The sequence below is a fragment of the Cupriavidus sp. 01L46 genome (assembly GCF_056399905.1).
On record NZ_JBFTSF010000194.1, the window covers coordinates 1 to 12308 of the forward strand.

A 12308-nucleotide genomic window follows, 5' to 3' on the forward strand; every position below is an offset into this window, starting at 1 on the left:
CGCCATGGGCGACACCATCCAGCTGGGCAGCCGCGCCTTTCGCATCGACCGCATCCTCACGCAGGAACTGGATCGCGGCGCCGGCTTCATGAATTTCGCGCCGCGCGTGATGCTGCCGCTGTCTGACCTGGCCGCCACCGCCATGGGCGACACCATCCAGCTGGGCAGCCGCGCCTTTCGCATCGACCGCATCCTCACGCAGGAACTGGATCGCGGCGCCGGCTTCATGAATTTCGCGCCGCGCGTGATGCTGCCGCTGTCTGACCTGGCCGCCACGGGGCTGGTGGGCTGGGGCAGCCGGGTCTCCTACCGCCTGCTGGTGGCCGGCCCCGATGCCGCCGCGCAGGCCTACCAGAAGTGGGCCGAGGCCGAGATCGACAAGCGCGCGCTGCGCAACACCCGGGTCGAGTCGCTGGAATCCGGCCAGCCGCAGATGCGCGCCACGCTGGACCGCGCCGAGCGTTTCCTGTCGCTGGTGGCGGTGCTGTCGTCGATGATTGCGGCGGTGGCCATCGCCATGTCGGCGCGCCGCTATATGCAGCGCCACACCGACGCCTGCGCTGTCTACAAGTGCATGGGCCTGTCGCGCCGCGAGATCCTGCTGGCTTTCGGGCTGGAGTTCCTGCTGCTGGGCGTGGGCGGCGCGGTGGCCGGCGTGGCGCTCGGCTACCTGGCGCACTACGGCCTGCTGCTCTCGCTGGGTAACCTGCTGACGGTGACGCTGCCGCAGCCTTCCGTCTTGCCGGCCGTGGTTGGGGTGCTGGCTGGCGTCGTCCTGCTGGCGGGTTTTGCCTTGCCGCCGCTGCTGGCGCTGACCCGGGTGCCGCCGCTGCGCGTGCTGCGGCGTGACGTCGGCGCGCCGCCGGTCTCGACCTGGGTCGCCTACGGGCTCGGCCTGGGCGCCTTCGTGGCGCTGCTGATGGTGGCCGCGCGTGATCTCAAGCTGGGGCTGACCACCGCGGGCGGCTTTGTCGCCGCCGGCGTCGTGTTCGCACTGCTGGCCCTGGGCCTGCTGAGCCTGCTGTCGCGGCTGATGCGTGGCGGGCGCCTGGCGCGCGGCAGCGTGGGCTGGCGCTTTGCGCTGGCGGTGCTGGAGCGCCGCCGCGGCGTGACGGTGCTGCAGACGGTGGCGCTGGCGGTGGGCCTGATGGCGCTGCTGCTGCTCGGCATGACCCGCAATGACCTGATCGCCTCCTGGCGCAACGCCACGCCAGCGGACGCACCCAACCGCTTCGTCATCAATATCCAGCCGGACCAGCGCGCACCGCTTACCGGCATGCTGCAGCACGCCGGCATCGCCGACCTGCTGTACCCGATGGTGCGCGGCCGCCTGACGCATATCGCCGGCCAGCAGGTGCGCGCCGAGCGCTTTGCCGATGGCCGCGCCCGCAACCTGGTCGAGCGCGAGTTCAACCTGTCCTATACCGACGCCCTGCCGGCCGGCAACCGCGTGGTGGCGGGCAACTGGCTCGGCGCCGGGAAGGGCGGGGCCGGGGCCTCGGTGGAGGAGGGCATCGCCAAGACGCTGGGGATCCGCCTCGGGGACACCTTGCGCTTCGATGTGGCGGGGCAGTCGGTGGAGGCGCCGGTCACCTCGCTGCGCAAGCTGGACTGGGGCTCGATGCGGGTCAATTTTTTCGTCATCCTGCCGCCCTCGGCCATGCAAGGCTTGCCGCAGACCTATATCACCGCCTTCCACCTGCCGCCCGCGCAAGCCGCGCTGGGCAACCGCATGGTGGCGGCTTTCCCGAACATCACGGTGGTCAACACCGACATGATCCTGCGCCAGATCCAGGACGTGCTCGACCAGGTCATCGCCGCCGTCGAGTTCCTGTTCGTGTTCACGCTCGCGGCCGGCGTCACCGTGCTCTATGCGGCGCTGTCCGGCGCGCGCGACGAGCGCAAGCGCGATGCCGGGCTGCTCAAGGCGCTGGGCGCATCCGCCGCGGTGGTGCGGCAGACCCAGTACGCGGAGTTCCTGGTGGTGGGGGGGCTGGCGGGCCTGCTGGCCAGCCTGGGCGCGATCGCGGTGGGCTGGGGCTTGTCGCAGTTCGTGTTCGATTTCCCCTACCGCTTCAACGGCTGGATCGTGCCGGCCGGTGTGCTTTCTGGCATGCTGTGCGCTTTCGCGGGCGGCTGGCTGGGTTTGCGCGAGGTGCTGCGGCAGCCCGCGCTGGCCACGCTGCGTGATGCGTGATACCTGTAGCCTGAACCACTGAAGCCTGAACCATCCCTGAGTGTTTATGAGTACCGATTCCAAGCCTGAAAATGCGGCATCCACGGCATCCGATGCCGCCCCCGAAGTCACCGCCTATGCACTGATCGGCGGCGAGGCGCGCGTGCGCGAACTGGTCGACCGTTTCTACGACCTGATGGATCTGGAGGACGAGTTCAAGGGCCTGCGTGCGCTGCATCCCGCCTCGCTCGACGGCTCGCGCGACAAGCTGTTCTGGTTCCTGTGCGGCTGGCTGGGCGGCCCCAACCACTTCATCGAGCGCTTTGGCCACCCGCGCCTGCGCGCGCGCCACATGCCGTTCGAGATCGGCACCAGCGAGCGCGACCAGTGGATGCGCTGCATGGCGCTGGCCATGCAGGACGTCGGCCTGCCCGAGGACCTGCAACTGCGCCTGATGCAGGCCTTTTTCGGCACCGCCGACTGGATGCGCAATGTGCCGCGTTGATGGCCAAGGCCACCCGACCCGCCATGGATCCCGGCATCATGGCTGACACGCATCCCAACCCCGCCGCGGACCTGCCTGCCGACGCCCGGCGCGTACTCGATTTCTGGTTCGGCACGCCTGGCTCGCCGGCATGGAACACAACACGCTCGGTGTGGTTCACCAAGTCCGCTGATTTCGACGCCACGGTCCGCGCTGCCTTCCTGCCACTGTGGGCAGCCACGCACGCGGGCGCGAACGCGGGCTGGGCGCAAAGCCCCGAATGCGCTTGCGCGCGCATCGTGCTGCTCGACCAGGTGCCGCGCAACGTCTTTCGCGACGGCCCGCGCAGCTTTGCCTCCGATGCGCAGGCGCTGGCAACAGCCCGGCAGATGGTGGCGAGCGGCGCCGACCGCCTGCTGCCTACGGCTTTCCACCGCATGTTCTGCTACATGCCGTTCGAGCATTCTGAAGCGCTAGCCGACCAGAACACGGCCGTGCAGCTGATGACGGCGCTGCGCGACCAAAGCCAGGGCAAGGTGGACGTGGTGGACTGGGCGCTCAAGCACCGCGCGGTGATCGAGCGTTTCGGGCGCTTCCCGCATCGCAACGCCATGCTGGGGCGCAGGGATACGGCGCAGGAGAGCGCCTTCCTGCAGGAGCCCGGCTCGTCGTTCTGAGCCGGGCTCGCCGGACGCAGGAGGCCGGGAGTAGCAGGCCCGCGTAGCGCAGCCGCTATCGCTATCGCGCAACGGTGGCGTGGCTGGGCCGCAAGCCGATGTGGCTGGCCCGGGAGCACCATCAGGTCTCCCCGCGCTTCTCCTGCCACTTGTCCACCAGCAAGCGCGGCGCGTTGGCGAGCTTGTCGAGGATGCCTTCGGGCGTAGGCGCCACATGCAGCAGGTCGTTGTGGACCTGCTTCAGGAAGCCTTCGTCCACGGCGTGCTGCATGAAGCCCAGCATGCTGTCGTAGAAGCCTTCCACATTGAGCAGTCCCACAGGCTTGGCGTGATAGCCCAGCTGCAGCCAGGTGAAGGTCTCGAACAGTTCCTCGAAGGTGCCGACGCCGCCCGGCATGGCGATGAATGCATCGGCGCGGTCGGCCATCATCTGCTTGCGTTCGTGCATGTTGCGCACCACGTGCAGCTCGGTCAGGCCGCGATGGCCGACTTCCTTTTGCATCAGCGCATCGGGAATGATGCCGATGGCGGTGCCGCCGTTAGCCAGCACGGCGTCGGCCACGGTGCCCATCAGCCCGACCTTGCCCCCGCCGTACACCAGTGCAAGGCCGCGCTCGGCCAGGGTCTTGCCCATGGCGCGCGCCGCGGCGGCGTACTCGGGGCGATTGCCGGGGCTGGAGCCGCAATAGATGCAAACGGACTTCACTTTTGCTCCTTTTCTGTTTGCGCCGCCTTGGCGGCGGCGTATTCCTGGGCTTGCTTGTCGAATGCCTGGCGGGCCTTGCCGCGCAGGTAAGGGGCCAGGATCGAGAAGATATGGTAGCTGGCGCCGTGCAGGTAGCCGCGGATCAATTCGGGGTCGTTGTACTGGCGCGGATGCTGCACGAACTGGAACGACAGCCAGTAGGTGGCGATCACCACGATATTGGTGCAGATGGCCTCGACCTGCTCGGGTGTGGCCTCCATCTCGCCGTCTTCCTGGAACTGCCGGCAGATCTCCATCGCAAAGCGCTTCTTCTGCTCGACGATGCGCTTGAAATTGGTTTCAAGCATGCGGTTGCGCGCCAGCAGGTCATTGATGTCGCGGTACAGGAAGCGGTAGTTCCACAGGAACTCCGCCATGTACTGCAGGTAGCACCAGCTTTCGTCCAGCGTGGCCTTGTGATCGTCGGGTAACTTCAGGCGGCGCTCCATCTCCTGCTCGAACAGCACGAAGATGGAACTGATGATGTCGTCCTTGTTGCGGAAGTGATAGTAGAGATTGCCGGGGCTGATCTCCATGGCTTCCGCAATGGTGGTGGTGGTGACGTTGGGCTCGCCCACCTCGTTGAACAGGCGGAGCGAGACGTCCAGGATGCGGTCCCGGGTGCGGCGGGGACCGGCTTGCTGTTTGGGTTCCATAGGCGACCGGGCGAGCGGCAATTCGGTAAGTTGAAGGCGATTATAAGCAATCGCCGTTTGCCGCAAGGCCGCAAGCGTCTTTGGCCCCGTCCGCGCGCCGCCGTGCCGGGCTTGCGCCGGGCCCGTGCCGCTAGCCTGTCAGGCCGTCAGCGTGCGCAGCCAGTCCATCACGATCGGCCCCGCGATGGCCAGCCAGGTGCCGCCGCACAGCACCAGCGCCAGCATGACCGCTGCGCTGCCGAAGTCCTTGGCGCGCTTGGACAGGCTGTGCCGCTCCAGCGAGATCCGGTCGACCGCGGCCTCCACGCTGGAGTTGAGCAATTCCACGATCAGCACCAGCAGCAGGGTGCCCAGCAGCAGGATGCGCTCGACGATGCCGACCGGCAGCAGCAAGGCGCAGGGCGTCAGGATGACCACCAGCGTCAGCTCCTGGCGAAACGCGCTTTCTTCCAGCACCGCGTAGCGCAGGCCGGACACCGAGTTGATGCCGGCATGCCAGGCCCGCGCCAGGCCGCGGTTGCCCTTGTGGGGGTTTTGCTCAATCGTGTAGTCGCTGTTCGGCGAGTCCGGTGCCGGTGCCGGTGCCGGTGCTGACGTGACGGTCTGCGGTGCCGGCGGGCGGTGCGGTTCGGACGGTGGGCGATGCGGAGTCGGCATGTTCGGAAGAGGGGCGAGCAGTGGTGCCGGTCGTGCCGTTGGGCGTCGCGCGTACGGCCGGCAGCGGCTGCAGGTGAGTCAGGAATTGCTCGGAGGCGGCGCGCCACGAGAACCGTTCGGCATGGGCGCGAGCGGTGGCGCGGTCGATGCGCAGCGCTTCCAGGYAAGCTTCACGCAAATCTTCGTGCATCACCCCGGCGTCGCTCTGGCCGAGCACATCGATCGGCCCGGTCACCGGATAGGCCGCCACCGGCAGCCCGCTGGCCAGGGCTTCGAGCAGCACCAGCCCGAACGTATCGGTGCGGCTGGGGAATACGAAGACGTCGGCCGAAGCATACACCTTGGCCAGCTCCGGCTGGGTCAGCACGCCCAGGTAGTTGGCCGCCGGATAGCGCGCGCGCAGCGACGCCAGCGCCGGCCCGTCGCCCACCACCCACTTGGAGCCGGGCAGGTCCAGCGCGAGGAAGGCTTCTACGTTTTTTTCCACGGCGACGCGCCCCACGTAGAGAAAGATCGGGTGCGCTGTGTTGAGCACGTTAGCCTGCTGGGTGGTGAAGACATCGAGGTCGACGCCGCGGGTCCACAGCACGCCGTGGGTGATGCCAAAGCGATGCAGGTCTTGCAGCACCACCGGCGTGGGCGCCATCACGGCGCGCGCCGGGCCGTGGAACCAGCGCAGGAAGCGGTAGGTCCAGGCAAGCGGAATGCCGAAGCGTGCCTGCACGTACTCCGGAAAACGCGTGTGGTAGGCGGTGGTGAACGGGAACTGCTCGCGCATCGCATAGCGGCGCGCAGCCAGCCCGAGCGGGCCTTCCGTGGCGATATGCAGCGCGTCCGGCGCGAAGGCGCGGATGCGCTCGCGGACCTTGGCGCCGGCGAACAGGGACAGCGCGATCTCCGGATAGGTCGGGCAGGGAATGGTGGTGAATTCCTGCGGCGTGATCAGCTCCACCGTGTGCCCCATCGCGATCAGTTCGCGGCGGGTGGACTTGAGCGTGCGCACCACGCCATTGACCTGCGGCTCCCAGGCATCGGTGACGATCAGGATCTTCATAGCAGCTCCTTGCGGCCAGGCCGCGTGGGTGGCCGGCCTCGGCGAGGCCACGGCCAACCCGTTGTACGGATGGCGGCGTGTGGGGCGGGTGCCGCGCTCAAGTCTCGTTAGGCCGTGGCGACGACGCGGCGCCCAGCCGTGGCCGGCGCATCGAGCAGGGTGGTCCAGTAGACGATCTGCAATTCGCCGTCCTGCGTCTCCACCAGGGCGGAGAGGCTCTCCACCCAGTCGCCGTCGTTGCAGTAGAGCTGGCCGTCGACCTCGCGGATCTCGGCCTTGTGGATATGACCGCAGATCACGCCATCGCAGCCGCGCCGGCGCGCCTCGTCCACCATCGCCTGCTCGAACGAATTGATGTAGTTGACCGCGTTCTTGACCTGGTGCTTCAGGTATTGCGATAGCGACCAGTAGGGAAAGCCCAGGCGCGCGCGGATGCGGTTGAAGTGCCGGTTGATGGCCAGGATCAGGGTGTAGAGCGAGTCGCCCAGGTAAGCCAGCCAGCGCGCGTGCTGCACCACGCCGTCGAACAGGTCGCCGTGCACCACCCACAGGCGCTTGCCCGCGGCGGTGACGTGGACGGCATCTTCGCGCACCGTGATATCGCCGAAGGCGAGGCCGTCGAACTGGCGCGCCACCTCATCGTGGTTGCCCGGCACGTAGATCACCTCGGTGCCCTTGCGCGCCTTGCGCAGCAGCTTCTGCACCACATCGTTGTGGCTCTGCGGCCAGTACCAGCCGCGGCGCAGCTGCCAGCCATCGATGATGTCGCCGACCAGGTAGAGCTGGTCCGATTCATTGTGCTTGAGGAAGTCGAGCAGGTAGTCGGCCTGGCAGCCGGCCGTGCCGAGGTGGATGTCGGACAGCCAGATGGCGCGGTAGTGGMGGGTGGGATGGGACGGATGGGGGGGCTGGGTGGTGGCTTCGGGGGGCGGGGCGCTGGCGGGAGAGGTGGCGCAACGCCCGGGAGGCCGTTGCTGCAAGTCGCTGGCCGGTGGCATGAAGGCGGCCAGCGCGGCAGGCAATGACATGGGCCGCGGCAGGGATTGCGACTCGGCGGTGCGGCTGCGCAGCAGTTGCGTGGCCTTGGCCAGATGTCCGCGGGCAGAACGAAGAGCTTGAACCATGGCGGCCTCGGTAGCGACGATGGCTGCATTGGGCCAGCGGCGCGTGACGAAGCCGTTAAGGAAACATGAACGTCATATGACTGTTGTGGGGAAGTTGGCTATTGCGTGGCTACTGCGTCGCTATCGCGTGGCTGGGGGGCTTTCAGCGGCTGGCGCTGTTGGCTCCTCAGGCCGCCGGCGCCACCGCTGACAACTGCGCCAGCGMCCGCAACACAGCCTGCGTGGCCACCGGATGCCGCAGCAGGCTGACATGCCCGATGCCGCTAAGCGCCACATGATGCGCTCCCTCCATCCAGGAGGTCCCCAGCGGGCCGGCAATCRAATCATGCCAACTGAAGATCGACACCAGGGCAGCGCGCTGGCGCGACGTTTCGCGCGCTGCCAGCGCGCGCAGCCAGGCGCTGGCGCAGCGCATCTGGCGGGAATTGAAGCCCCTGCCGTAGCGGGCCAGCACGCAGCCGTGATGCGGCGTGCCTAGCGTAACGATGCCGCGGCAGGGTGGGGGCTTGCCGCGTCCCGCCAGCGCCGCGCGCGCGGCCAGGCCGCCCATGCTATGGCAGAGCAGCAGCGGCGGCTGGCCAGTGGTGGCGGCGATGCGCGCGATGGCGGCGCGTATTTCGAGGGCGTATTGGTCGATGTCGCCAAACACCGGGTCCAGGTCGATCGCCTCGCAGTGGTAGCCGGCCACCGCCAGGGCAGGCTGCATGTCGAGCCAGACGGCGTGGTTGCAGCCATAGCCGTGCACCAGCAGCAGCGGCGGGCACKAGCCTGGGGCTTTGGCCGGGCGCAAGCGGCGGTGCGAGCAGAAGGGCTGCAGCCAGTTGAACATCCGGAACACGGCGGTGTATTCACGCAAATAGCAGCCCAGCGCCTGCCATGGCGTCAACCGGGCTGGCCGCATGGCCAGCAGGGCGGGAGGGATGGGGGGGCACGTCGCCTCGGGCTCGCCCAGGCCGAACAGCGTAAAGGCAAAGGCGCCGGCAACAGACAGCCCCAATATCGCCAGCACCACGCCAATGCCGGCCAGCAGGCCAATGGCGAGGGGCCACCCATGCAGGGCGTTGAGTTCAGCGGCGCAGCCTAGCGCCACGGCGGCCTGCAATGCCACCGCGATGCGGCGCAAGGCGGCAGCCGACAGGTTCATGGCTTGGGCGGGCGCAGGTCGGCCAGGCGGGTGCGGGCCAGGCGGTCATGCAGGAACTGCCGCCTGGGGTCGAGGAGAGCCAGCAGGATCCAAACCAGCAGGCCAGCGCACAGCACGCCGACGAACGGGCCCTTGACCAGGCCGAGCGCGTGCCCGAGCGCCGCCGAAGGCGGCAGCCACAGCCATGCCAGCAGGTAGCGCAGCGTGGCCTGTGGCCAGCGCGGGGGCACGCCCGCGGCCGTCTCGACCCGCATGCGCCAGGTCTGCATGGCGAGCGTCTGTCCGTTGCGCTGCCAGAACCAGACGAAGTAGCAGCCCAGCACCAGGAAGCTCCAGCACTGCATCGTGAACGGGCCGTCCAGCCCAAGCTGTTGCAACGCCGGGCGCGCCAGCAGATAGACCCCCGTCGAGGCGCTGAGCACGCCGAACAGCAATACGCCTTCGTACAGCATGCAGGCGATGCGGCGGCGGATCGTCGGTGCCTCGGCCGGGCGCACGGGACTGGCAGGCGTGCCCGATGCGGCCGGCTTGGCGTTGGGTTTGGGCGTGGTCACGGCGGGCATGGCGATGAGGCGATAAGGCAATTAGGCGGTAGGGCCGGCACGCCGGAGGAGGGCAAGGCCGGGCCGCGAGGCAGCAAGCGAGCACGGCCGGACCGGCGCAAGCGGCATTATGCCAAAGCACGGTTGGGGCGGGTAGCTTGCGTGGGAGGGCGCGGGGGCGAGCCAGCCGGGCAACCGCGTGGTGGCTCAGCGGCGCACCGCCTCGTCGGGGTTGGCGGTAGCGCCCGTGCTGCTGGCCGTGGCCTCGGTGRCCGCCTCGCGCGGCGTATCCACGGTCGGCACCGGTGCGCCGGCAGCGGCGCCTGGCATGGCAGCTTGGGACTCCGCCGCCGGCGTGCCGGCAGCGGGCGCGCGCGCGGCGGCCGATGCGGTGCCGGGTGCCTTCTTTTCCAGGTGCAGTTGCCGGGTGGTCTCGGCTGGCAGGCGCTTGCCGGAGGGCAAGGCGCTGACCGCGCCGGGGCGGCGTGGCACTTTCTCGGCAGCCGCCAGGTTCTTTTTTTGCTCTTCCGGCAGTTGCTGGTACTTGTTCCAGGCCTCGGCCTTCTTCTGGGCGGGCAGCGAGCGCGTGATCTGGTAGTTTTCGCGCGCCAGGCGGCGCTGCTGGGGCGTCATCTTGACCCATTCGGTCATGCGGGTCTGCAGCCGCGCCTGTTCCGCGGGCGAGAACTTCTCGTATCGTTCCGCGATCTGCAGCCATTTGCGCCGGTTGAGCTCGGGGAAATTATTCCACTCGCCTGCCAGCGGCGCGAGCACGCGCTGCTGGACGGCATTGAGCTCATTCCAGTTCGGGTGCGCATTGGCGAGGCTGGCCGCGGGCGCGCCGCCGGGGTGGCCGCCCTGAGCCTGGCAAGTGGCCGGAACCAGGGACCAGATCGTGGTGGCGGCGGCCAGGCCGGCCAGCAGCAAGGCCGCCAACCGCCGGCGCGGTGCGTCGGGGATGATGTCAGCGCCGGCCATGCCTACTGACCGCGCTTGAGGAACACGTGGAAGCCCTGATCCGCGTATGCCGTCGGCGGGAGGTCGTCGAGCAGCATCGCTGCGTCCACATCCGCCAGCTCATCGACGCGCTTTTGCTGCTGCCAGTGGTAGATGCCCGCCAGCCCGGCGGCCAGCGCCACCAGCGTCCATACCAGCCCAAGGCGGCGCAGCCAGGAACCTGCGCGGTGGAGTGCCGAGTCGTCCTCGTCGAAAGAGAGCGTGGGCATCCCGGCCGAGGCCAGTTGCGGCACGGCGACGGCGGCATGCGCTTTCTTGCGAGACAGCGCAATCCGCCGCGCGGCGGCAAGCCGATCGGTCACATTGTCCGGCAACGCATTCGCAGAGGCATCTAGTGCCGTGCGGATATCGTGTGCCAGGCGGCGTTCGTTGATTTCTTTTTCGTTTCTGGTGCTCATAGTCGGACCCCCCGCGCTCGCAATGCCTGCGCCAGTGTGTGCGTGGCACGGGAACAGTGCGTCTTGACGCTGCCTTCGGAGCATCCCATGACAGCAGCCGTTTCCGCGACGTCCATATCCTCCCAGTAACGCATCAGGAAGGCTTCGCGTTGACGTGTCGGCAGGCGCTGGATCTCCTGTTCGATGATGTGCATGGTCTGGGCGCGTTCCACCTTGTCGGCGCTGCTTTCCGCTGATTCGGAGCCGATTTCGGCCTCGAAAGTGTCGAGCAGGTCATTATCCTCGCCTTCGCGGTCGTCGCGCAGGTTGGAAAACAGGGTGACCCAGGTATTGCGTACTTTCTGGCGGCGGAACCAGTCGTGAATGGTGTTCTGGAGTATGCGCTGGAACAGCGGCGCGAGTTCGGCGGCGCTCTTGTCGCCGTATTTTTCGGCGAGCTTGATCATCGCGTCCTGGACGATGTCCAGGGCGGCTTCGTCGTCGCGCACCGCAAACACGGCCTGTTTGAAGGCGCGCCGCTCGACGCTGGCGAGAAAGTCGGATAGTTCCTGATCGGTTGCCATGCAGGCGGGGTACAGACGGTGGGGCCTTGGCCGGTGGAAGTGCAGGGTAGGGCTTCTTGCACGTCCAAAATGGTGGGATGCTAGCAAATAACCCCCCCGGTGACCATCCTTGTTCTCTTTTGTGGTCATTCAGGCTCAGCGCGCGGYGGCGGAGTCTGAAGGGTGACGGGATGCCCCCTCGCTTAAAAAAGCCCGTAGACAAGCCCGAATCAATCCAGTATCGTCGCGGGTTCACACGACATCAGTGGTTGTCTCATTCGGCCGCTTATGAGGCGGTCTATCATGCAGACGCGCACCGCTTGAACCCGTGCCACAAGCCCGGCAGAGAGCATCCGAACAATTTTTTGCCGAAAATTGCAAAGGACTAAAATGAACATGCCCAGCGCGGAATTCCACGCAGACAGCAATTCATCCGCCGCACCCGAAATGATCGGGGCGGAGATTCTCGTTCACGCACTTGCCGAAGAAGGCGTCGAGTACGTCTGGGGCTACCCCGGCGGCGCAGTGCTGTATATCTACGACGAGTTTTACAAGCAAAAGAAGATCGAGCACATCCTGGTGCGTCACGAGCAGGCCGCGGTTCATGCCGCAGACGGCTATGCGCGTGCGACCGGCAAGGTGGGCTGCGCCCTGGTGACCTCTGGTCCCGGCGTCACCAATGCGGTGACGGGCATTGCCACGGCCTACCTGGACTCGATCCCGATGGTGATCATCACCGGTAACGTGCCGACGCACGCTATCGGCCAGGATGCTTTCCAGGAATGCGACACGGTCGGCATCACCCGCCCCATCGTCAAGCACAACTTCCTGGTCAAGGACGTCCGCGATCTCGCCGCGACCATCAAGAAGGCGTTCTATATTGCCGCAACCGGCCGTCCCGGCCCCGTTGTCGTCGATATTCCCAAGGACGTCTCGCGMAATGCCTGCAAGTACGAGTATCCCAAGTCGGTCGACATGCGCTCGTACAACCCGGTGAACAAGGGCCATTCGGGCCAGATCCGCAAGGCGCTCGCGCTGTTGCAGGGCGCCGAGCGGCCGTTCATCTATGCAGGTGGCGGTGTGGTGCTGGCC

14 protein-coding genes are annotated in these 12308 nt (G+C 67.4%); 4 read left to right on the forward strand and 10 right to left on the reverse strand.

Features of this window, described 5'->3' with window-relative positions:
* From AC1DS3_RS26605 to AC1DS3_RS26615, 3 genes are all read left to right on the forward strand, one after another.
* Window positions 1–2197 (forward strand): ABC transporter permease (locus tag AC1DS3_RS26605; protein WP_477128284.1); only part of this gene is annotated, 2197 nt, incomplete at its 5' end.
* Between the two features lie 46 nt (window positions 2198–2243).
* A complete protein-coding gene (locus AC1DS3_RS26610) occupies window positions 2244–2681 on the forward strand; it encodes a group II truncated hemoglobin (protein WP_150983724.1) in 438 nt (145 codons plus the stop codon).
* A gap of 38 nt (window positions 2682–2719) precedes the next feature.
* A complete protein-coding gene (locus AC1DS3_RS26615) occupies window positions 2720–3337 on the forward strand; it encodes a DUF924 family protein (RefSeq protein ID WP_441640632.1) in 618 nt (205 codons plus the stop codon).
* A gap of 121 nt (window positions 3338–3458) precedes the next feature.
* On the opposite strand, the gene AC1DS3_RS26620 is transcribed toward AC1DS3_RS26615, so the two are convergent.
* The 10 genes from AC1DS3_RS26620 to AC1DS3_RS26665 form a co-directional block, all read right to left on the reverse strand.
* Window positions 3459–4043 carry an LOG family protein gene (locus tag AC1DS3_RS26620; protein ID WP_267605978.1) on the reverse strand — a complete coding sequence of 195 codons (585 nt, stop codon included), beginning with the start codon at window positions 4041–4043 and terminating at the stop codon, window positions 3459–3461.
* A complete protein-coding gene (locus AC1DS3_RS26625; protein ID WP_441640631.1) occupies window positions 4040–4738 on the reverse strand; it encodes a TetR/AcrR family transcriptional regulator in 699 nt (232 codons plus the stop codon). The genes AC1DS3_RS26620 and AC1DS3_RS26625 overlap by 4 nt, the downstream gene beginning before the upstream one ends.
* A 138-nt stretch (window positions 4739–4876) precedes the next feature.
* Window positions 4877–5395 (reverse strand): diacylglycerol kinase, encoded by a 519-nt coding sequence (locus AC1DS3_RS26630; protein WP_441640630.1) that lies wholly within the window; start codon window positions 5393–5395, stop codon window positions 4877–4879.
* Window positions 5277–6449 carry a glycosyltransferase family 4 protein gene (locus tag AC1DS3_RS26635; RefSeq protein ID WP_477128285.1) on the reverse strand — a complete coding sequence of 391 codons (1173 nt, stop codon included), beginning with the start codon at window positions 6447–6449 and terminating at the stop codon, window positions 5277–5279. The genes AC1DS3_RS26630 and AC1DS3_RS26635 overlap by 119 nt, the downstream gene beginning before the upstream one ends.
* 107 nt (window positions 6450–6556) lie before the next feature.
* On the reverse strand, window positions 6557–7573 hold the full coding sequence (locus AC1DS3_RS26640; protein ID WP_477128286.1) for a UDP-2,3-diacylglucosamine diphosphatase: 1017 nt from the start codon (window positions 7571–7573) through the stop codon (window positions 6557–6559).
* Between the two features lie 166 nt (window positions 7574–7739).
* Window positions 7740–8717 (reverse strand): esterase/lipase family protein, encoded by a 978-nt coding sequence (locus AC1DS3_RS26645; RefSeq protein ID WP_477128287.1) that lies wholly within the window; start codon window positions 8715–8717, stop codon window positions 7740–7742.
* Window positions 8714–9280: an RDD family protein gene (locus tag AC1DS3_RS26650; protein WP_441640626.1), complete on the reverse strand. Its 567-nt coding sequence runs from the start codon at window positions 9278–9280 to the stop codon at window positions 8714–8716. Before AC1DS3_RS26650 ends, AC1DS3_RS26645 begins: the two co-directional genes overlap by 4 nt.
* A gap of 186 nt (window positions 9281–9466) precedes the next feature.
* The gene (locus tag AC1DS3_RS26655; RefSeq protein ID WP_477128288.1) at window positions 9467–10237 is read right to left on the reverse strand and encodes a DUF3106 domain-containing protein; all 771 of its coding nucleotides are present in this window, start codon (window positions 10235–10237) and stop codon (window positions 9467–9469) included.
* Between the two features lie 2 nt (window positions 10238–10239).
* The gene (locus tag AC1DS3_RS26660) at window positions 10240–10674 is read right to left on the reverse strand and encodes a DUF3619 family protein (protein WP_441640624.1); all 435 of its coding nucleotides are present in this window, start codon (window positions 10672–10674) and stop codon (window positions 10240–10242) included.
* Window positions 10671–11237, reverse strand: a complete 567-nt coding sequence (locus AC1DS3_RS26665) for an RNA polymerase sigma factor (protein ID WP_006156852.1) — start codon at window positions 11235–11237, stop codon at window positions 10671–10673. Before AC1DS3_RS26665 ends, AC1DS3_RS26660 begins: the two co-directional genes overlap by 4 nt.
* Window positions 11238–11606: 369 nt before the next feature.
* Between AC1DS3_RS26665 and AC1DS3_RS26670 the strand changes: the two genes are divergently transcribed.
* Window positions 11607–12308, forward strand: a 702-nt coding sequence (locus tag AC1DS3_RS26670) for a thiamine pyrophosphate-binding protein (RefSeq protein WP_477128289.1), incomplete at its 3' end; no start/stop codon positions are given.

Excerpts from the sequence above, each read along its gene's own strand:
- AC1DS3_RS26610 (WP_150983724.1), top strand. The coding sequence starts at position 2,244 with ATGAGTACCGATTCCAAGCCTGAAAATGCGGCATCCACGGCATCCGAT.
- AC1DS3_RS26615 (WP_441640632.1), top strand. The coding sequence starts at position 2,720 with ATGGCTGACACGCATCCCAACCCCGCCGCGGACCTGCCTGCCGACGCC.
- AC1DS3_RS26625 (WP_441640631.1), bottom strand. The coding sequence starts at position 4,738 with ATGGAACCCAAACAGCAAGCCGGTCCCCGCCGCACCCGGGACCGCATC.
- AC1DS3_RS26630 (WP_441640630.1), bottom strand. The coding sequence starts at position 5,395 with ATGCCGACTCCGCATCGCCCACCGTCCGAACCGCACCGCCCGCCGGCA.
- AC1DS3_RS26650 (WP_441640626.1), bottom strand. The coding sequence starts at position 9,280 with ATGCCCGCCGTGACCACGCCCAAACCCAACGCCAAGCCGGCCGCATCG.
- AC1DS3_RS26660 (WP_441640624.1), bottom strand. The coding sequence starts at position 10,674 with ATGAGCACCAGAAACGAAAAAGAAATCAACGAACGCCGCCTGGCACAC.
- AC1DS3_RS26665 (WP_006156852.1), bottom strand. The coding sequence starts at position 11,237 with ATGGCAACCGATCAGGAACTATCCGACTTTCTCGCCAGCGTCGAGCGG.